We start from the raw sequence: 19,810 nt of genomic DNA, 5'->3' as shown, positions 1-19,810 counted from the left end.
GGACCCCGTTTGGGGAACCTTGCATCTCAATCGGTCGCCACTATTCTCGTGGCTTGGATGGTTCCATCCTGAGATTTCGTACCCAATATGAACACCTTCGTGCCGGCCTTGAGTGCGCCCATATCGGCGGCAACCAGGGCTATGATGGGGACTTCCGGACCCACGATGAGTTCGGCTGTCCCATTGTTGTATTCGACCTTGATGACCCGGCCTTCCGGCACGGCCATGACCTTGGAAACCGATGCATTCGTCATGAGCGTATCGGGCGCTTTCATCGGCCGCTGCCCTTCGCCGATACCCCGCAGCGCCTCGGGAAATATGCGCAGCTCCTTTGAGCGAAGCTTCCCGTCCGCTCCTTTGACCGCGGCCGAAGCGACGTAGTCGCCGACCTTGATCGCGTCGAGACTCGATGGCTGCCTTATGAAGACCGCCGTCTTGGAATCCAGCGCCACCGAAACCTCGCCGCCCTTGGGACCGCGCAGATGCAGCACCTTGCTGTCGAGACTTTCGACGGTTCCTTGGACTCCCACATTTGTCTGCTGCGCCTCGACCGGCAAGCCGGAAAGGCCGACACCGCCAATGACCAGGGCGACCAGAAGGTTTCTCATATTTGCGAAGGGGGGCATGGGCAAACTCATTTTGGGACCTAATCGGACTATGGCCGGGAGCTTAGCCGTTCACGGCCCATTTTGACATTACAAAGCGCCATGCGGAAGGTCACGCCTTTGTGCCTAGCCCCACGATGAAGCTATCCCTAGGTGAGAGGGCATGGGTGATCCGCCACAATATATGCCCTTCCTCGGGCGCCGACACCCTGGCGATCTCCTCGCCATAGGTGTTTTCGGCGGTGGCCAGGAGCTGGCCTTTGGCCACCTTCTGGCCAGGCTCGACGTGATAGCGGAAAAAGCCGTCGACCGGTGCCGGGATCCAGTGATAGCGGGTGATGATCCGGGCCTCGCGCGTCTTCGCCGGCGCGCTGTCGGTCATGCCGAAATGGTGGAGCAGCCGCAATAGTCCGTTAAGGTGATAGGCGACATTCGGCTCCTCGATGAGGCCGATGCGGCCGGCCTCGGCGAAGGCCGCGAATTGCCGCCTCTTGGCCCGGCCGGTGACGCTGCGCGCCGGCTGATCCATGTGCGAGGGATCGATCGCAGCGATGATCGCTGCGTCGAAACATTGGGCGATGGCGAGATTGCGCTGATCGAAGGGGTCATCGCCGGTGCGCTGCACCACCATGAAATGCGAGACCTCTTCGCACAGATCGCCGCCATGCAGATCGGCGAAGCAGTCCGCATCATGGGCCCAGTCGTTGAGGAGGGCGTAGGCCAGCGCCTCGGAGAAGCTGCCATCGGGCCGGCCCGGGAAACTGAAGTTGATGTTCTTGTCGTCGATCGGACAGACATATTGCGATCTCAACGGTACGGCCGGCAGGTTGACGATCGGAATGATCGATATCCGCCCCTTGAGCTTTTGGGGATCGATCATGCGCTGCAGCCGGATCACCGCTTCGATGCTCGAGGTCTCATTCACATGCACGCCTGAGATGACGGCGAGCCTGGGGCCTGGGCTTTGCCCGACGATCTCGACCGCGGGCCAGCGCCAGCCGGCCAAGGCGGGATAGTCGAAGGTGAGCTCAGCTTTGTGAAGTCCTGCTTCCATGAGAACTATTTCTCTCCTCATTTCGCTAATTTCAACCGCCGCTGCATTGACTTGAGGGACGGCGGAACCGAAGATCGCGCCGATTTCATGGGGTATAAGCAAAACAAAACCAAGGAGGTTTCCGACATGCCTGCTTTGCACTTCGCTCTCTCGCGCCGCCATCTCATGGGGCTGGCCGCCGCGGCTACCGGCTCCCTGATCCTGCCTTCGCTCGCCCGTGCCGAAAGCACCATGGCACGCATCATGAAGGATGGCGTCGTACGCGTCGGCATCGCCAATGAGAAACCCTACGGCTTCGTCGATACCGACGGCAAGGCGAAGGGCGCCATTCCCGATGTCATCGCCGCACTACTGGCACCACATGGCGTCAAGGAACTCAAGGCCGAGATCGTCGAATTCAACGCGCTCATTCCCGGCATCAATGCCGACCGCTTCGACATCATCGGCGCCGGCATGTACATCCGTCCCGCCCGCTGCGAGGCGGTTCTGTTCACCAATCCCGTCACCCGCACCGGCGCCGGCTTCGCAGCGCTCAAGGGCAATCCCAAGGGCGTCAAGAGCATTGCCGACGTCGCAGCCCACGCCGATGCGATCGTCGGCACCCAGAATGGCGCGGCGCAGGTCGAGGATCTCGCCAAGGCCGGCGTGCCCAACGACCGCGTGGTGCTGTTCGCCAATGCGACGGAAGCGCTCGCCGGCCTCAAGGCCGGCCGCTGCGATGTGATCTATTTCCCGGCACTGGAGCTCAACGAGCTTCTCAAGACCGCGAACGATCCGAGCGTCGAGCGCGTCGAAGGCTTCGTCCAGATCAAGGCCGCCAATGGCGAGCAGGAGTTCGGCTATGCCGGACTTGGCCTGCGCAAGGCAGATACCGACCTCAAGCAGGCGCTCGATGCCGGGCTCGCCGATCTCCTCAAATCCGGCAAGCTGCTCGAGATCATCTCGCAATATGGCTACGGCAAGGACGAATTGCCGGATGGCGTGAAGACGGCCGAAGAGATCTGCAAGGCCTGATTGCCCAAGTGGATCTCGGTCACCTTTTGGCCTTGGATACGCTGCCGCAGCTCCTCAGGGGGACTGCGGTCACGCTCAAGATCACGCTGATCACCGCGGTCCTCGCCTTCGCCCTTTCTTTCGTCGTCGGTTTCCTGCGCCTCGTGCCCAATCGCTGGGTGAGGCGGCTCGTCACGGCCTATGTCGAGATACTGCGCGGCACTTCGGCGATCGTGCAGCTTTTCTATCTGTTCTTCATCCTGCCCGCCTTCGGCCTCTCGTTGCCGCCCACCGCCACCGCGGTCATCGGTCTTGGTCTCAATCTCTCGGCCTATGGCTCGGAAGTAGTGCGCGCCGGAATCCTGGCGATCGGCAAAGGTCAGCATGAGGGCGCTGCCGCCCTGGGCCTCAACCGCGTGCAGACCTACCGGCTGGTGATCCTGCCGCAAGCGCTCGTCGCCATGCTGCCATCCTTCGGCAATCTCCTGATCGAGCTCGTCAAGGCGACGTCGCTGGTCTCGCTCATCACCATCACCGAGCTCACCTTCTCCGGCCGCCAGATGGTCGTCACCACCGGACGCAGCGTCGAGATCTGGACCTGGGTGATGCTTCTCTATTTCGCCATGGCCTATCCGCTCACCTGGGTGGTGCGCGGGGCCGAGCGCTATGCCGCGCGCTACCGCTGAGGGAGGGTCATGTTCAGCTTCGAATTCCTGATCCGCATCCTGCCTGATCTCCTGCGCGGGCTCGTGGTGACGGTCGAAGCGACCTTGGGCGGCTTCGCGCTGGCTCTCATTGTCGGCCTCGCCTTGGCGCTTGGCCGCCGTTCGGGCGTCAAGGCCTTGCGCCTCTTCTGCGACGGCTATATCGCGCTGATGCGCTGCACGCCGCTTCTGGTCCAGCTCTATTTCGTCTTCTACGTTCTGCCGTCTTACGGCATCCGCTTCCCGGCGCTCATGACCGGCATCCTCTGTCTCGGCCTCCATATCGGCGCCTATATCGCCGAGGTCTATCGGGCCGGCATCGATGGCGTTCCGGATGGACAATGGGAAGCGGCGCGCGCCCTGGGGCTCAAGCCCTATGCTCTGTGGACGCGGGTCGTGCTGCCGCAGGCCTTGCCGCCGATGATCCCGCCGCTCGGCAATTTCCTCATCGGCCTGTTCAAGGAGACACCGCTCCTTGCGGCGATCACGGTGGTCGATATCTTCGGTGCCGCCAACAATGTCGCTGGCCTTACCTATCGCTATAACGAGCCCTATACGGCGGCGGCCGTGATCCTGCTCGCCGTCAGCCTGATCGCCGCATATTTCGTGCGCAAGCTCGAACGTCGCTTCGATCGAACGGCCCTGGGCAAATCAGGATAGCGTCAAGGCCTGCCGGAAGGCTTGCCGGCACCGCCGCCGCCGGGCGTACGTCCGGGGACGATCGTGCCGCCGGGGCCCGGCCTGCCGATATTGCCGAAGAGCTGCTGCAACATCGTCAGTTCACGGCCCTTGGTGGGCGTGGTGCGCGAATTGATATCGATGATCTTGCCGTCCTCGAGGCCATATTGGCCGAGGCTCGCGACCTGGTCGTTCTGATTGAAGCGGACGGCGATCACCTGGCGCTCGATTTCCTCCGGATTGAGGAAAGCTCTCTGCTCGGTGGTGCTTGAAATGTAGTAGTAGCTATCACCCTGGAAGTTGACGCTGGCCGTGGTCGAGGGTGAGCCCAGTATCCCTTCGACCTCGGATTTGGCCATGCCTTCGCGCACCTGGGAAAAGGCGCCCGGTTTGGCGAGATAGCCGCGATGGGCGATATTGGTGGAGCAGGCTGCGACGGCAAGGGCCATTGCGGCTAAAGTCAGAAGGCGGCTTGAGATGGGTGATCGGCGCATGTCTTTCCGGCAGCGTTCAGGCAAAGGATGAGTTTCCCCAATTTATACCGGGAATTACGTGGGAGCCGTTAACGATGATTTTGTCCCTTTTCAAGCGCAAGGCGTCCCGCAATTCCGTCCGGGCGGTTTACGGAGCAATTGTGGCTGCCGCGCGGCATCCGAAGCTGTACGCCGACTGGGGGGTGCCGGACACGGTGGACGGCCGTTACGACATGATCGTCCTCCACACCGTGCTTGTCCTCGACCGCCTGGCCAGCGAAGGCCGGGCGGCCCAAGACTTGGCCCAAGGCCTGACCGACGAGGTTTTTGCCGATATGGACCGTTCCTTGCGCGAAATGGGGGTCGGCGACCTGTCGGTCGGCAAGAAGGTGCGTCGCATGGCCGAGGTCTTCTATGGCCGGGTCCAAGCCTATAGCGGGGCGCTCAAATCCGGAGATTCAGCGGCGCTCGCCGAGGCGCTTTATCGCAATGTCTTCGCCGGAACCGGGTCCCGTGATGGCTCAGGCCTTCTGGCCGACCATGCCTTGCGCCTCCGCCGTCATTTGCATGAACGCCCGATCGGGCCCATTTTGTCGGGCGAGATCGACTTTCCGGACCCTTGAGTCATGCCCTATCATAACCCTCAGCCCGAATTTTCCCGCCCACTCGACGTCACCCGGGTGCCCCCGCAGGGCTCGACCGAGAAGATTTCGGCCGAGTCCCGGGAATGCGCCGATCTCGCCCGGCGATTCGGCCTGCCGGCGCTTCATGGGCTGGAGGCCGAGCTCAAGGTTTCACGCTGGCGCGGCGAAGGACTCAAGATCAAGGGCCGTTTCAGCGTCGATCTCGAGCAGACCTGCGTGGTGAGCCTCGATGTATTCCGCTCGACGCTTGGCGACGAATTCGAAAGCTATTTTCTGCCGGTGGGGAGTGCGGCCGGCGCGGCCCTGATCGAGGAAGGCGATGCCGAGCCCTTCGAGAACGGGATTATCGACATGGGAGAGGTCGTGGCCGAAGCCGTGGCGCTGGTGCTCGATCCCTATCCCAAGAAGCCGGGCGTCGCCTTTGCCGATGTGATCGAGGACGAAATTGCCGCGGGTTCCGACCAGGAGGCGGAAAGAAATCCTTTCAGCAGCTTGGAGCAGCTTCGGAAAGGCAAGGGGTGAGCGATGGCGGTGCGGTTCCGAAGACCTATCTTTTCAGTTGTTTCGCCACAAGCAGCGGCTATTGTCCGCCCGCCCGTGCTAGATTGTCCCAAAGCCCGCGAATCCAAGGTCCCCGAGCACCCATGACAGGCAAAATGACGATTGCGCTTGACGCCATGGGTGGCGATGCGGGCCCCGAGATGGTGCTCCCGGGGGCGCATCTCGCCAGCGTCCGTCATCCCGACCTCAGGTTTCTGCTGTTCGGCGATGGCGCGCGGCTCGCCTCCCTCATGGAGAAATATCCGCGCCTCAAGGGGAGGAGCGAGGTTCGCCATTGCGACATAGCGGTGGCCATGGAGGACAAGCCGAGCCAGGCACTGCGGCGCGGGCGCGGCAAGAGCAGCATGTGGCTCGCCATCGATGCGGTGAAATCGGGCGAGGCGCAATGCGTGGTCTCGGCCGGCAATACCGGCGCGCTCATGGCCATGGCCCGCTTCGTGCTCAAGACCATTCCCGGCATCGAGCGCCCGGCGATCGCCGCGATCTGGCCGACCTTGCGCGGCGAGAGCGTGGTCCTCGATGTCGGTGCGACCATTGGCGCGGATGCGCGCCAGCTCGTCGAATTCGCCCTCATGGGCGAGGCCATGGCGCGCTCGCTCTCAGGGCTGGAGCGCCCGACCGTCGGCCTCCTCAATATCGGGGTCGAGGAAGTGAAGGGCCTCGAAGAGGTGAAGGAGGCGGGGCATCTCTTGCGCAATCTCGGCCTGCCGTTCGAATATAAGGGTTTCATCGAGGGCGACGATATCGGCAAAGGCACGGTCGACGTCGTGGTGACCGAGGGCTTCACCGGCAATATCGCGCTCAAGACGGCGGAAGGCACTGCCAAACAGCTCTCGACCTATCTGCGGCTCGCGCTCAACCGTACCCTGATGTCGCGCCTGGGCGCGCTCATGGCGAGTGGCGCCTTTGCCACGCTGCGCGAGCGCATGGATCCGCGCAAGCACAATGGCGGTGTGTTCCTGGGCTTGAACGGCATCGTGGTGAAATCACATGGCGGCACGGATGCCTTGGGCTTCGCCACGGCGGTCGATGTCGCCATCGAGATGGTGAAGAACGGCCTCGTCGCCAAGATCGCCGCCGATGTCGCCGAAATGAACAAGCATATGGATGCGTTCACGCCGCGCGCTGCGGTCAACGCTTAGTGAAAATGAGGTTTGGCGTGCAGCGTCGTTCGGTGATCGAAGGAGTAGGCTCTTATCTTCCGGCCCGCATCATGAGCAATGCGGACCTGGCGCGCATGGTCGATACCAGCGACGAATGGATCGTCGAGCGCACCGGCATACGCGAAAGGCGCATCGCCGCGGACAAGGAGACGACCGGCGACCTCGCCATCCATGCGGCGCGCGACGCGCTCGCTCAGTCCGGCGTCAAGGCGCATGAGGTCGACCTTATCATCGTTGCGACATCGACGCCCGACGACACTTTTCCGGCGACCGCGGTCAAGGTGCAGGCCGCCCTCGGCATCGAGCGGGGCTCCGCCTTCGATGTGCAGGCCGTGTGCTCGGGTTTCGTCTATGGCCTCACCGTTGCCGACAGCCTGTTGAAGGCAGGCCAAGGGAGCTGCGCCCTTGTCATCGGAGCCGAAACCTTTTCACGCATTCTCGACTGGACCGACCGCAGCACTTGCGTGCTGTTCGGTGACGGCGCGGCGGCGGTGGTGATGCGCGCCACTGACGGCAACGGCACGCTCGCCGATCGCGGCGTGCTTGCCGCCCGCCTCAGATCCGATGGCCGCTACCGCGACAAGCTCTATGTCGATGGCGGTGTGTCCTCGACGATGACGGTCGGCCAATTGCGCATGGAGGGCCGCGAGGTTTTCAAGCATGCCGTGGTCAATATCGCGACCGTGATGGCCGAGACGATCAAGGAAGCCGGTCTCGAGCCCAAGGACATCGACTGGTTCGTGCCGCACCAAGCCAATCGCCGCATTCTCGAAGGCACGGCCAAGAAGCTCGGCGTGACCGAGGAACGTGTCGTCATGACGCTCGACAAGCACGGCAACACCTCGGCTGCCTCCATTCCGCTGGCACTCGACACCGCGGCTAAGGACGGCCGAATCAAGCGCGGCGACCTGGTCCTGATGGAGGCGATGGGCGGTGGCTTCACCTGGGGGGCCGTGCTCGTCCGGTGGTAAGACTTTCGCTCGAAAGTCTAAGCTATTGAGTTCACACGAACTTTTCTGTTGACCCGGTCAGCCTTCCATCTTACCCTTAAGCCGCGGGCAAGCAGGGGAAACAGATGGCTGGTAAGACACTCACGCGCGCCGACCTGAGCGAAGCCGTGCATCGCAATGTTGGCCTGTCGAGAACTGAGTCTGCCGATCTCGTCAAATCAGTTCTGGATATCATCACCGATACGTTGATTACGGGTGAGACCGTGAAACTGTCGTCCTTCGGGACATTCATGGTGCGTAGCAAGTCCGGACGTATCGGGCGCAATCCGAAGACGGGGGAAGAGGTGCCGATCACACCGCGGCGCGTCCTTGTCTTCCGTCCAAGTCAGGTTATGAAGAATCAGATTAACGGTGTAGAAGGCGGATCGGAGGACTAAAGCAGAGGCGGGCGCCGGCTGCGCAACTCGAACGCTTCCTGCCCGGTGGCGGACTTGGGGGGAGGGAAGCGTTCCGCATAGAGGCTATCGGGCACTTTGCCCACGGATGACGGGAATCCGCGAGGGAAGGGCTCTGAGGACGACGATGTTGGATAAGGCGCCAGAGGCATTTCGAACGATCAGCGAAGTGGCTGAGGAACTTGATGTTCCCCAGCATGTGCTCCGCTTCTGGGAAACCCGGTTTGGCCAGATCAAGCCGATGAAGCGCGGCGGCGGCCGGCGCTTCTACCGTCCAAGCGACGTCGACCTGCTCAAGGGCATCCGCGCTCTTCTTTATGGTGAAGGCTATACGATCCGCGGCGTCCAGCGCATCCTGCGCGAGGAAGGCATCCAGCATGTCGCCTCGATCGGCCGCGGTGAGACTGCCGCCCGTAAGCGCGATGCGCGTGACCTCGAGCTCGATGGCGTTCCTGCCCCCGGACGGGCGCTGCAGGCGCCGAGGATCAAGAGCCAGGCCCCGCCTTTGGGCCTCGCACCCTTCGCCCGTACCGGAGACCCTGACGCTCCACCCCCACCACCCCGCATGACCGATTCGCAGATCCAGTCATTGCGCCTGGCCCTGGCCGAATTGGGGGCGGCGCGAAAGCTCCTGGGCTCCGACGATCAGGGCGATTAAGGCTTTCGCTTCCCGAAACAGGGTGTTATACCCGCGCCCGTCGGAGCGTAGCGCAGCCCGGTAGCGCACTACTCTGGGGGGGTAGGGGCCGCGGGTTCGAATCCCGCCGCTCCGACCATCTATCTCCCCTCTATCGTGTCTTTGAGCCTATAGGCTGGGGGTTCGCTGCCCCTGGGGTAACGGCACGCGGCTTCTCTGCCGTGCCTCATAGTCGACCGTGGCGCCCAGCATCCCCCACATGCAGCCGAGCAGCAGATAGAGATGCCGCCAGTGGTCGGTGTCGATCTGCACGCCCTGCACCAGGACCGCAACCAGCGGGGCGTAGATCGCGATGGCGTGATGCTGCCATGGGGTCCTGACCCTGACCGCTCGCCATCCGGCCCAGAAGGTCATGATCACCAAGGTGAAGAACGAGAAGCCGCCGAGCCAGCCATAAGAGGCGAAGGCATTGAGGAAGACGTTGTGCGGATCCTGGCCGTAGATATAGCGGAAGTGCCGCGGATTCATGCCTTGCGGCTGGGTCAGGATGGTCGGGATGCTGGCGGCCTGGCTGCCGAAGCGTCCGGTCTCGCCCACGTCATAGGATTGACTGAGGCTCGCGCGCACCTCGTAGAGCCGCTTGATGGCCGGCACCTGCAGGGCGACGACGGTGGCGACGACCAGGAGCAGCGAGCCGCCGATCGACATGGTGATGACGCGCCGGCGCAAAGCCGCGTCGGGCGCCAGCAGGAGAGTGAGCACCACCAGGAGAATGGCCGAGCCGACGACGTTGCCCCAGGCGCCGCGAGAGAAGGCCAGGAACAAGGCCAGCGCTATCACCAGGATGCCGATGACCGCGAGGATCGGCCGGCGGCTTTTGCCGAGGAGCAGGTCCTGAGCCAGGAATATGAAGGGAGGGATGATGAAGGGCGCGAAGACATTGGGGTCCTTGAACGTGCCTTGGGCCCGTCCGGCATAGGAGAACTGGGCGCCGAGTCCCGCCACGTCGAAATAGCCCAGGATACCGAGGATCGAGGCTATGACACCGGCCGCGACATAGGCGTTGCGGATGATCGCCATGCGCGAATTGGTATCAGTCGTGACCAGGAAGCAGAAGAAGATTCCCGTGACGGCCATGTAATAGGAGATGATGGTGAACCAGACGGATATCTTGTCGTCGGTGGCACCTTCAAGGCCGATGGCGCCGCCGAGATTGTAGAGAACGAGTGCGGCGATGAAAGGCAGGGAGACGATATGCACCCTGAGGCCGCCGGGCAGGAACAAGAGGAGCGTCAGCGCGAAGATGAGCTCATAAGGTGCCGGCTCGACGACCACCAGCCAGGCGGAGGCGACGAGCAGCCACAGGACCGCCTTGCGCCAGAAATCCAGGGTGCCGATTGCGCGTTGTGGCCGCGCCAGAGGAGATCGGGCTGCCGCATCGGTCAATAAGCGTTCTCCGTCGAGAGCAAGGACAAGGGTGTGTGCAGCAAAATATAGAGATCGAAGGCGATCGACCAGTTCTCGATATAATAGAGATCATGCTCGACGCGCCGATGCAGCTTCTCCAGCGTGTCGGTCTCGCCGCGCCAGCCGTTGATTTGCGCCCAGCCGGTGATGCCGGGCTTGACCCTGTGGCGCGCAAAATACCCTTCGACGGCATCGGGGTAGAGATGCTCCTGCGCCTTGGCATGAGTGGCATGGGGCCTCGGGCCCACGAGTGACAGCTCGCCTTTGAGCACGTTCAGAAGCTGGGGCAGCTCATCGAGGCTGGTCTTGCGGATGAAGCGGCCGACCCGGGTGACGCGGGGATCACCGCGCGTGACGAGCTTGACGGCGGCATTGTCGGTCATCTCCGTATACATCGAGCGGAACTTGTAGACGTTGATGAGCTCGTTGTTGAAGCCGTAGCGGTGCTGGCGGAAGAAGACCGGACCGCGGCTTTCGAGTTTGATCGCGCAGGCGACGGCGAGCATCACCGGCGAGAGCGCCACGAGGGCGAAGCCGGCGATGATCTTGTCCTCGACCGATTTGACGAACTGTCCCCAATCGGTCATCGGCTTGTCGAACACGTCGATGAAGGGGACGTTGCCGATATAGGAATAGGCGCGCGGCCGGTAGCGCAGCTTCTGCGTATAGGCGCTGAGCCTTATGTCCACCGGCAGGACCCAGAGCCGCTTCAGCATGTCGAGGATGCGGCCCTCGGCGGTGAGCGGCAAGGTGACGATGAGAAGATCGACGCGGTTGCGCCGCACGAAATCGATGAGCTCGTCGACGTTGCCAAGCTTGGGGCAGCCTGAGATCGAGGCAGGCGAGCGGGTGTCGTCGCGATCGTCGAATATGCCGATGATCGACACATCGATATCGGGCGAGCCGTCGAGCGCTTCGATGAGATTGGCGGCGGGCTCGCCGCCGCCGACAAGGACGGCGCGGCGGTCGAGCTGGCCTTTGCCATTCCAATGCCGCACGAAGCGCGAAACGCCGATGCGGAAAAGCAACAGCGAGCCGAGGCCGCCGACGAACCACAGGGCCGCCCAGGCGCGCGAATAGTCCTCCCCCGCTTTGCTGAAGAAGGCATAGGCGACGACGAGGCCGGCGATCAGGAGCCAGGCGCCGGCAAGGCGTGCCACATATTCGGCAGGCCTCAGGAAAGCATGAATGTTGTAGATCCCGCCGATATGGAGGAGGACCACCAGCGCCAGACCGGCGCCGAGGATCAAGGGCGCATAGGTGGCGAAGGAGACCGCGTGGTTGGGCGCGACATAGGCCAGGAGGATGACGGCACCGAGCAGGGTGATGAGGATGAAATCGCCCGCCCGGACAAGGCTGGCGATGATTCGTGCCGAGATCAGCGGCGCTTTCAGGATTTCGGCGGGGTTGGAGATCTCGGGCTCGAGATCGAGCCGGGCGAGGAGGTCGCCGGTTATAGCCTCGTGGCGATAGCGTGCTTCGTTGCGCATGGCAGTCTGTTTCAGAATGATACGGAAGTTTTTCCCTAGACTGCGGAAGAGCAACTTTGAGGCCTCCAGAGCAAAATCCCCGAAGGTCGCGTTAACCAAGGTGAAGGAACGTGCTTAATGTCACCTTAACACTTAGGCGCGAATGCGGTGGCGGTCCAAAATGTGCCGATAGAAGACGGCGATCTCCTCGGCCATCCTTGCGGCGGAGAATCGCCTCCGGGCGGATGCGGCCATTGCCTGGGCCTGCGCTTCGCCGGCCGACCAGTCGGTCAGACGGTCCCTGATGGCCTTGGCCAGGGCCTCGGGTGTTGCGGGAGCAACCAGTTCCTCGGGAGGAAGAACCTCGGGAATTCCGCCGACCCGGGTCGCGACGAGCGGCTTGCCGGCGGCAACGGCCTCGAGAATGACATAAGGCAGCGACTCGGCTCTGGACGGCATGACCATGAGCCGTCCCAGCTCGAAGGCTCTCCGGGCCGGCATGGCGCCGGCGAAGTGGACCTGGGCCGCGAGGTTGAGCCGTTGTGCCAGCGCGACGAAGGCCTGCCGATCCGGACCGTCGCCGACGAGCGTTGCGCTCACCCGCCGCCAGGGGGCGAGCCGCGCCAGGGCTTCGAGCAGGTCGCTGACGCCTTTGAGTTCGCGCATCTCGCCGAGAAAGATGATATCGCGCGCATCGGCGGCCAAGGGCACGGGCTCGAACTCTTCCGGCCACAGGCCGTTGTGGACGACCTTGTGCGGCAGATTGCCGAGACCGATCTTCCGCTCGAAGACCGACCGCTCATAGTCGCACACGAAAAGAAGCCCGGAACCCAGGCCCAGCATCAGTCTTTCTGCCGCGAGGAACGGCGCGCCACGCGGACTTGACCATTCGTAATGCAGGCTGCCGCCATGCGGCGTATAGAGCGCCGGAATCTTGAGGCGCCTACCGGCAAGCCGCGCATAGACACCGCCCTTGGCGCCATGGCCGTGCAACAGATCGGGCGCGAGCGATGTCGCGAGGCGGGCGATGGCCGTTGCCGCGTCGATATCGGCAAGGCCGGGCAGGCGGCCGATCGGCAACCGATGGACGCCGAGCCGGCAATCCTTTTCTATGCTCGCCAGCGCTGCGTCTGCCGCAGCACCGCCTGTGGTCGAATCGCAGACGATGCCGATTTCATGCCCAAGCGCGGTCAAGCCACGGACGAGATCGCGTACATGACGGAAGAGGCCGCCGACCGGAGTGCGAAAGACCTGGAGACAGCGCATCGCAGTGCCCGGCTCAGAACCAGCGCTCGCGGACATAGATGACGTCGCCCGGATAGATCTGAGTGGTGACGGGCACCTTGTAGGTTTGCGTGCCGTCGACATTCTTGCGCGTGATGAGCACCGGTCCCTGATGGGCGCGCGGCGAATAGCCGCCGGCGATCGCCACGGCGTTCTGCACCGTCATGCCCGGCTGATAGGGGAAGCTGCCGGCGCTGTTGACCTCGCCCAAGATGAAGAACGGGCGCAATGTCGTGACCTGAACGGATACGTTGGGGCTGCGCAGGAAGCCGTTGCGCAGCCGCTTGGCGACCAGTTTCTCGATCTCGCGGGCCGACATGCCGCCGACATAGGTGGTCTTGATAAAGGGCATCGAGATATTGCCGGAGCCGTCGACAAGATAGTCGTTGGTGAGATCGGTTTCGCCGGCGACACGGATCGTGAGGCGGTCTCCGGCGCCGACGCGGTAGCCCGATTCATATTCGTAAGCCGCGGCGGAGCCTGAGGCACCATAGGGCGGCTGAACGCCTTGTCGCGTGGAGGAGGCAAGTTCGGTGACGCTGGCGACGGCATCCGGCCCTTCAGCGACGGTTCCATCCGCCATCACGCCCATGCCGCCGCGGGCGGCCTCCGGCGGATTGGCCTCCCAGGTCTCCGCGCAGGCGGAAAGCAGGAAGGGCAAGATTAAGAGAATGAGAAGACGCCAACGCACCACGCAGATACCCCCAACAGCGCTGGCACGCTTCCTGCACCAGCGCAGAACCGACGATAGGCAGTTATGGTTAGCAATCGCTTAATGACGCGTGACTGCAACATGGACTATGTTAAGGAAATCGTTACCAGAAGCAGCGATGTTGCGTGTGAAACCCTTTGTTAAGCATAAGTCGCCGATGACCAATCCTGAGCAAGCCGGACCGAGCATGGCATCGGTCGACATGATGGAGCTGCTGCGCGGCATTTGGCATCGCAAGCTTCTCATCCTGCTCGTCACCTTGGCTTTGGGTGGGGCCGCAAGCTTCGTCGTCCTGCGCGAGAAGCCAACCTATTCGGTCGAGGCGCAGGTTCTGGTCGACAATCTCGAAACACCCTTCAGCCGCGCCGCCCCCGGGGAGGGCTCGGATTCGCGGCCCTCTTTCGATGACCGCGACATATTGAGCCAAGTTGCGGTCTTGAGCTCGCGCGACCTCGGTGATCGCGTGATCAAGGATCTCGGCCTTGTCGGCAAGGGCGAATTCGATTCGGCGAGCAACGGCGTCGGCAAGCTCAGCAGCATTCTGATCGCATTGGGCTTCAGGGACAATCCGCTCAACAAGAGCCTGGAAGAGCGCGCCTACGATCGCTACCGCTCGGCCCTCACGGTCTTCCAGGTTCCGCAGTCCAAGGTGATCTCGATCAAATATTACGCGCGCGATCCCAAGATCGCCGCTGATGTCGCGAACAAGCTGGCCGAGATCTATGTCACCTCGACGCGCGAGGCGCAGTCGGAACCGACCGGCCGGGCGCGCGACTGGCTCGCCGAGCAGATCGATATTCTGCGCAAGAAGGTCGCCGAATCGGAATCCGCGGCGGAAGAGTTCCGCGCCCGCGCCGGCCTCCTGAAGGGGACGCAAGCGACGCTCGGCACCCAGGAGCTTTCCGAGCTCAACAGCCAGATCACCCTCGCCGAGGCGGCGCGCACCGAGGCCCAGGCGAAAGCGAAGGCCATTCGCACCATGCTCGACGATCAGGGCTCGGTCGATGTCTCCTCCGATGTCCTGAATTCACCCTTCATCCAGCGCCTGCGCGAGCAGCAGATATCGCTGCAGCGGAACATGGCGGAACTCTCCGTCACCTATTTGCCAGGCCACCCCAAGATGGTGGCGGTGCGCAACGAACTCGCCAAGGTGGACCAGCAGATCCGCAATGAAGCGATGAAGCTCGTCGCCGGTCTCGAGGACCAGGCGCGAATTGCTGCGACCCGCGAGGCATCGTTGCGCGCCAGCCTGAACGCCGCCAAGGCCAAGGCCTCGACCACCAATCTCGATGAGGTGAAGCTCAGGGCGCTCGAGCGCGACGCCGCCGCCAATCGCAGCCTGCTCGAATCCTTCCTCAACCGATACACGGATGCGAGCACGCGCCAGGAGATCGCCGCCCAGCCGGGCTTTGCCCGCATCATCCAGCGAGCGGTGCCGCCGGCCAATCCGAGCTATCCCAAGACCGGGCCGACCATCATCCTGGCGATACTGGCCGGCCTGACATTGGGCCTGGGGCTCGCTTTCCTGGCCGAGGTGCTGCGCATGGCGGGCCAATCGGCCGGGCCAGCCATCACGCCAGAGCCCGAGCCCAAGGCGCCGCCGCGGGTCTTGCCGGCGCCGGTGGTGGATACGATCATTCCACGCGAGCCCATTCAGCCTCTGCATGTGCCGCCGAACGCCGCGATGGCAGCTGCGGGCAATCAACCGATCCTGATCGAGATTCCGGAAACATCGGATCTCATGATTGCGGCAAGCCACGCCAGCCAGCCCTTGCATGATCCTTCCGGTGATTATGCCGTTGCCGCCGGCCGCATGGTGTCATGGCTGAACGGCATTCGCCAATCTCTCGGCGTGCAGAAGCTCGCCGTGCTCACGCTCGGCGATACCGGGCCCGACGGTCCGACAGCCGCCGTGGCCATGGCTCGGGTCATTGCCGCGCAGGGCATCGGCACGTTGGTGATCGATGCCGAGGAGGCGCGTCCCTCGGTCCATACGATTGCGGGCATCGAGCAAGGCCCGGGTCTCTCCGACATCCTGGCGAACGAGGCGACCATCGATATCGCCGTGCAGCGCGATTCGGGCTCGCTCGCCCATGTGCTGCGGTTCGGGACGAAGCCCGGTATTCTCACCGACCTCGCGAACAATCCGCGCTTCGATGCTCTGATCGATGCTTTCGCGCAGGTCTATCCCGTGCTCATCATCCATTGCGGCAAGACTTCGTGGCCGACGGTGATCCGCAAATCTCACGCGGCCCTTCTCATGGCGCCGGGAACGCGCATTCTCGACGCCGCGCGCATGATCGAAAGCTGGCGCCAGTCCGGCCTGCGTGCGGTGCAGTTCGTCCGCATCGGCCTTTCGGTCCGCCGCGCGGCGTGACCTAGTCCTATTGCGAGGTCTTACGCCCACGAAGCTGGCGCCTCATCCCGTTCAACGTGCTCCACAGGAGCGGCGTGCGCTTGATCAGCCGTTTGATCGACATGACCAGGCACCGGGCGAGCGCCCACGCATAGCCGCGCCAAGTCAGCCCGCGCACCGCATAGTAAAGCCTGACCGACTGGTCGGCCCAGGCGAGCTTGTAATCGAAGCTGCCCGAGGAAAAGTCGAAGAAGTTAAGGCCGCGCGCGCAGCAGGCTTCGATGGTCCGGCGCAGGAGCGCATCGCCTGGTGAGTAACGCCTGAGCCGCGGCGAGCCGAGCGATGAGATGAGTGCCCAATATCCGCCGCCATGGTGGCCGCCAAGCGCGACCGCTTCGAGCTCGCCGTCCGCGGTCATGTAATAGGGCAGGAGGACGGGCTGCATGCGGTCGGGCAGGTCGATGAGGCGGTGCACGAACTCTCGCTCATGCTCGTTGAACACGCCATGGATCCCGCTCTCGGCGAGGCGTGAGCGCTGTTGCTCGAACATGTCTTCGATGAGCCCATGCATGTGCGCGCGCTCTTCGGCGAGGCCGAATTCGATCCTGGCCGCTTTCATCAGCTTGGCGTCGCGCTTGCGGTTGCCGCGCCGCGTCTCGCCGGACCGCTTGCGCGCATAGACCGTTTCATAATCGCTCGCCAGTCTCAGGAGATAGGAGAAATTGGGCCCGGCGAAAGAGAACCAGCTCTTGAGTGGATGCTCGCGATCTTCCCAGACGAGCGGCATCTCGGCGAGATCGATGGCATCGACATCCGGGAGCCTGGTCAATATCGCCCAGCCTTCCGTCGCGAACCAGGGGCCGGCCTGGCGCAGGAAGCGGCGGTCGTAAAGGCCATAGCCATAGGTCATCTGCTGGCCGCCCATCCATTCGAGGATCTGACAGCCCTGGCGGCGACGTGTGGAGAAGGGCAGAAGGAAGAGGAGATCGCCGGCAGGATCGCGACCGAGGATGATGAGCGGTCTGGCGCCCACGGCGGCCCCGGCCGTTTCGAGCCAGGTGCTGCACCATTGATAGGTCTGGAAGAAGGTGCCGGCCGCGTCGGCCTGGAAACGGAGCCACTCCGCCTCGATGGCGTGCGCATCGCGGCAAATCTCGATCGCAATGCGCCGCATCGCCGGCTCCGTCGCCTGAGCCGGCTGCCAGCGCGCTTCTTCCTCAAGCGGAGCGAGAGGCATGATGCTCAAGAGGTCGGGCTCCCCGCGGTACGAATTTTGCCTTGCTGCTAGCAAACGTTCGTCAAGTTTTGCCTGATAGTCCTGTTAAAACGCGAATTTACCGGTTCTTTTCATGCCGATGTCCGCAGTCCTTAAAAGAAGTCTTGATGTCCTGTATTATTCTGGGGCATCGCAAGCATTGAACTCGGTGTTGAGTGGCATGGGTGCAATATTCATGCTGCACCATGTGAGGCCCAATGGCGTGGCCCGGCACGGTTTTGCCCCCAATGCCGGCCTGGAAATCACGCCGCATTTCCTCGATGCGGTGCTCCACCATGTCGTTGGCAAAGGTTATGATCTCGTTTCCTTGAACGACGCCGCCTTGCGGTTGAAAGGCGAGGTGCCGTCGCCACGGCCTTTTGCCGTGTTCACTCTCGATGACGGCTATGAGGATAATTTCGTCCATGCCTGGCCGGTCTTCCGGCGCCATGCTTGTCCATTCACCATTTTCGTGGCCCCGGCCATCATCGAGGGAGCTTGCGAATTATGGTGGCGCGGGCTCGAGGCGGTCATTGCCGGGGCGCCCCGGATCACCGGTGTACTGGAGGGCAGCGGTTTCGAATTCGACACGCTGAGCGATGCCGCCAAGCAGGCGGCGTTCAAGCGGCTCTACTGGCCGGTCCGCAACCTACCGGAGCATCGCCAGCGCGAATGGATCCGGCAATTCTGCGATCATCACGGCGTCGATCTCGATGCGCAATGCCGCAGCGAGGCCATGACCTGGGACGATGTGCGCCAGATCGCCGCCGATCCGCTCTGCACCATTGGCGCCCATACGATCAATCACTATGCGATGGCGCGGCTGCCGGAAGAGGAGGCTCTGTCGGAGGCTGTCGCTTCGAAGGACCGCATCGCCGAGGAACTGGGCCGCGCGCCGGACGTCTTCGCCTATCCCTATGGCGATCCGGGTTCCGCCGGCCCCCGCGATTTCGATCTCATCCGCGAAGCGGGCTTCGCCGCCGCCGTCACCACCCGTAAGGGCCTGATCTTCTCCGCGCACAAGGACCATCTGACCGCTCTGCCGCGGCTTTCGCTCAATGGCGACTATCAGAAGCTGCGCTATGTCGACGTCTTGCTGTCGGGAAGCGCCTTCGTGCTGTGGAACGGGTTCAAACGCGTAGCTGTCGCCTGAGATAGTTGACAAAGTCAACTATCTGGTTCAACGTCGCCGGCATGAAAGACGCTGTCGCCGCCGTCAGGCAATTCAACCGCAATTACACAAAATGGACAGGCCTCCTCGACGAGCATCTGCTCGCCAGCCGCTTCGGCCTGACCGAGGCCCGCATCCTCTATGAGCTGGCGACCAGAAGGGTGGCGAGCGCCACCGATCTGGTTGCCGGCCTCGGTGTCGACCCCGGCTATTTAAGTCGCATTCTCAAAGGCTTTGCCAAATCGGGTTACATATCGCGCGAGCGTTCGGCCGAAGATGGCCGGCAGATCAATCTGAGCCTGTCGAAGAAGGGCGAAGCCGCGTTCCGGCCGCTCGATGAAAAAAGTGCCGCAGCCGTCGGGCGAATGCTGAACGCTCTCGCCCCGGAAGATCGCAGCCGCCTGGTCGCTTCCATGGCCGTCATCGAGCACCTCCTCGGCAAGGAGACGAAAGCCGACATGCCGGTGCTTCTGAGGCCACCCAAGGTCGGCGATTTCGGCTGGATCATCCATCGCCAAGCCACCCTCTATGCCGAGGAATATGGCTGGAACGAAGAATTCGAGGCGCTGGTGGCCGAGATCACGGCGCGCTTCATTCAAAGTTTCAAGCCGGAGCGCGAGGCCTGCTGGGTCGCTGACAAAGGCGGCCAGATCATGGGCGCGGTTTTCGTCGTCGAAGAGGATCAGGAGACCGCAAAGCTCCGCATGCTCTATGTGGAACCGGACGCGCGCGGCCTGGGGCTCGGGACGAGGCTTGTCGATGAAGTCGTCAAATTCGCGCAGGGCGCCGGCTACCGGCGGCTGACCCTGTGGACGAACGACAATCTCACCGCCGCTCGGCGGGTTTATGAAAAAGCCGGCTTCAAGCTCGTCCGCGAAGAGCCGCATGAGAGCTTCGGCCATAAGCTCACCGGGCAATATTGGGAGCTTGGGCTCTAGGCCGGGCGCGACATCCAGCGGATGATCATCATCACGACCGGCAGCCAGGCGATGCCGGCGATGACGAAGAAGCCGATCTCGAGGGGCATCGGCAGTCCCACCGCGACCATGCCGCCGATCGCCATGGCAATGAGGCAATAGACGATGAGGAAGGCCACGATGGCGACCATGCCGATGAATTTGCGCTGCCTGAGGGTCATGCGGATGACCTATTCCGCGGCGGGCCCGGGCGCAAGCTCCT

Annotated in this window: 21 protein-coding genes and 1 tRNA gene; 13 read left to right on the top strand and 9 right to left on the bottom strand. The window is 63.0% G+C overall.

Translation table 11 applies throughout. From position 1 onward, the window contains the following. Positions 1-26: 26 nt before the first annotated feature. A complete protein-coding gene (locus tag DS839_RS03705) occupies positions 27-626 on the bottom strand; it encodes a DUF5666 domain-containing protein (protein ID WP_119268937.1) in 600 nt (199 codons plus the stop codon). A gap of 91 nt (positions 627-717) precedes the next feature. Continuing rightward, a complete protein-coding gene (locus tag DS839_RS03700) occupies positions 718-1,659 on the bottom strand; it encodes a succinylglutamate desuccinylase/aspartoacylase family protein (protein WP_162918283.1) in 942 nt (313 codons plus the stop codon). A 126-nt stretch (positions 1,660-1,785) separates the two neighbouring features. On the opposite strand from DS839_RS03700, the gene ehuB reads away from it, so the two are divergent. From ehuB to ehuD, 3 genes are read left to right on the top strand one after another with little or no spacing between them, the layout of a single operon-like run. Continuing rightward, on the top strand, positions 1,786-2,673 hold the full coding sequence (ehuB, locus tag DS839_RS03695) for an ectoine/hydroxyectoine ABC transporter substrate-binding protein EhuB (RefSeq protein WP_162918282.1): 888 nt from the start codon (positions 1,786-1,788) through the stop codon (positions 2,671-2,673). Between the two features lie 8 nt (positions 2,674-2,681). Continuing rightward, on the top strand, positions 2,682-3,338 hold the full coding sequence (ehuC, locus tag DS839_RS03690; RefSeq protein ID WP_368911136.1) for an ectoine/hydroxyectoine ABC transporter permease subunit EhuC: 657 nt from the start codon (positions 2,682-2,684) through the stop codon (positions 3,336-3,338). A 9-nt stretch (positions 3,339-3,347) separates the two neighbouring features. Then, positions 3,348-4,016, top strand: a complete 669-nt coding sequence (ehuD, locus tag DS839_RS03685; protein ID WP_119268934.1) for an ectoine/hydroxyectoine ABC transporter permease subunit EhuD — start codon at positions 3,348-3,350, stop codon at positions 4,014-4,016. A gap of 2 nt (positions 4,017-4,018) precedes the next feature. Here ehuD and DS839_RS03680 read toward each other — a convergent pair whose 3' ends face one another. Beyond that, positions 4,019-4,483 (bottom strand): outer membrane protein assembly factor BamE, encoded by a 465-nt coding sequence (locus DS839_RS03680; protein ID WP_162918281.1) that lies wholly within the window; start codon positions 4,481-4,483, stop codon positions 4,019-4,021. 32 nt (positions 4,484-4,515) lie between these two features. Here DS839_RS03680 and DS839_RS03675 point away from each other — a divergent pair, with 32 nt between their 5' ends. The 7 genes from DS839_RS03675 (at position 4,516) to DS839_RS03645 (ending at position 9,056) form a co-directional block, all read left to right on the top strand. Then, positions 4,516-5,130 carry a ubiquinol-cytochrome C chaperone family protein gene (locus tag DS839_RS03675; protein ID WP_368911239.1) on the top strand — a complete coding sequence of 205 codons (615 nt, stop codon included), beginning with the start codon at positions 4,516-4,518 and terminating at the stop codon, positions 5,128-5,130. 3 nt (positions 5,131-5,133) lie between these two features. After that, complete coding sequence (locus tag DS839_RS03670; protein WP_119268931.1) at positions 5,134-5,673, top strand: DUF177 domain-containing protein; 540 nt, start codon at positions 5,134-5,136, stop codon at positions 5,671-5,673. Between the two features lie 122 nt (positions 5,674-5,795). Further along, positions 5,796-6,854, top strand: coding sequence for a phosphate acyltransferase PlsX (gene plsX, locus DS839_RS03665; protein ID WP_119268930.1), 1,059 nt, complete (start codon positions 5,796-5,798; stop codon positions 6,852-6,854). Between the two features lie 17 nt (positions 6,855-6,871). Continuing rightward, the gene (locus DS839_RS03660; RefSeq protein WP_368911134.1) at positions 6,872-7,846 is read left to right on the top strand and encodes a beta-ketoacyl-ACP synthase III; all 975 of its coding nucleotides are present in this window, start codon (positions 6,872-6,874) and stop codon (positions 7,844-7,846) included. A 104-nt stretch (positions 7,847-7,950) separates the two neighbouring features. Beyond that, positions 7,951-8,262 (top strand): integration host factor subunit alpha, encoded by a 312-nt coding sequence (locus tag DS839_RS03655; RefSeq protein ID WP_119268928.1) that lies wholly within the window; start codon positions 7,951-7,953, stop codon positions 8,260-8,262. A gap of 148 nt (positions 8,263-8,410) precedes the next feature. Then, entirely contained in the window at positions 8,411-8,938 is a 528-nt protein-coding gene (locus DS839_RS03650; protein ID WP_119269372.1) for a MerR family transcriptional regulator, read from the top strand. A gap of 41 nt (positions 8,939-8,979) precedes the next feature. After that, positions 8,980-9,056: transfer RNA gene (locus DS839_RS03645), tRNA-Pro, on the top strand. 29 nt (positions 9,057-9,085) lie between these two features. Here the strand turns inward: DS839_RS03645 and DS839_RS03640 are convergent. The 4 genes from DS839_RS03640 to DS839_RS03625 all read right to left on the bottom strand — a co-directional run bounded on the left by DS839_RS03640 (position 9,086) and on the right by DS839_RS03625 (position 13,828). Continuing rightward, positions 9,086-10,363 carry an O-antigen ligase family protein gene (locus tag DS839_RS03640; protein ID WP_119268927.1) on the bottom strand — a complete coding sequence of 426 codons (1,278 nt, stop codon included), beginning with the start codon at positions 10,361-10,363 and terminating at the stop codon, positions 9,086-9,088. Next, positions 10,360-11,874 (bottom strand): undecaprenyl-phosphate glucose phosphotransferase, encoded by a 1,515-nt coding sequence (locus DS839_RS03635; protein ID WP_119268926.1) that lies wholly within the window; start codon positions 11,872-11,874, stop codon positions 10,360-10,362. The genes DS839_RS03640 and DS839_RS03635 overlap by 4 nt, the downstream gene beginning before the upstream one ends. Positions 11,875-12,006: 132 nt before the next feature. After that, on the bottom strand, positions 12,007-13,119 hold the full coding sequence (locus DS839_RS03630; protein ID WP_368911132.1) for a glycosyltransferase family 4 protein: 1,113 nt from the start codon (positions 13,117-13,119) through the stop codon (positions 12,007-12,009). A 13-nt stretch (positions 13,120-13,132) separates the two neighbouring features. Further along, on the bottom strand, positions 13,133-13,828 hold the full coding sequence (locus DS839_RS03625; RefSeq protein WP_162918280.1) for a polysaccharide biosynthesis/export family protein: 696 nt from the start codon (positions 13,826-13,828) through the stop codon (positions 13,133-13,135). A 178-nt stretch (positions 13,829-14,006) separates the two neighbouring features. On the opposite strand from DS839_RS03625, the gene DS839_RS03620 reads away from it, so the two are divergent. Next, entirely contained in the window at positions 14,007-16,226 is a 2,220-nt protein-coding gene (locus DS839_RS03620; protein WP_162918279.1) for an exopolysaccharide transport family protein, read from the top strand. Between the two features lie 7 nt (positions 16,227-16,233). Here DS839_RS03620 and DS839_RS03615 read toward each other — a convergent pair whose 3' ends face one another. Continuing rightward, a complete protein-coding gene (locus DS839_RS03615; RefSeq protein WP_368911237.1) occupies positions 16,234-17,442 on the bottom strand; it encodes a GNAT family N-acetyltransferase in 1,209 nt (402 codons plus the stop codon). Between the two features lie 199 nt (positions 17,443-17,641). Here DS839_RS03615 and DS839_RS03610 point away from each other — a divergent pair, with 199 nt between their 5' ends. After that, entirely contained in the window at positions 17,642-18,613 is a 972-nt protein-coding gene (locus DS839_RS03610) for a polysaccharide deacetylase family protein (protein ID WP_162918278.1), read from the top strand. A 5-nt stretch (positions 18,614-18,618) separates the two neighbouring features. Continuing rightward, positions 18,619-19,569, top strand: a complete 951-nt coding sequence (locus DS839_RS03605; protein WP_368911129.1) for a bifunctional helix-turn-helix transcriptional regulator/GNAT family N-acetyltransferase — start codon at positions 18,619-18,621, stop codon at positions 19,567-19,569. Here the strand turns inward: DS839_RS03605 and DS839_RS03600 are convergent. Further along, complete coding sequence (locus tag DS839_RS03600) at positions 19,566-19,769, bottom strand: DUF2842 domain-containing protein (protein ID WP_119268919.1); 204 nt, start codon at positions 19,767-19,769, stop codon at positions 19,566-19,568. The two genes, DS839_RS03605 and DS839_RS03600, sit on opposite strands and share 4 nt — an antisense overlap. Positions 19,770-19,810 lie beyond the last annotated feature (41 nt).

The sequence above is a fragment of the Taklimakanibacter deserti genome (genome assembly GCA_003574785.1).
This window is presented reverse-complemented; position numbering and strand designations above follow the sequence as displayed.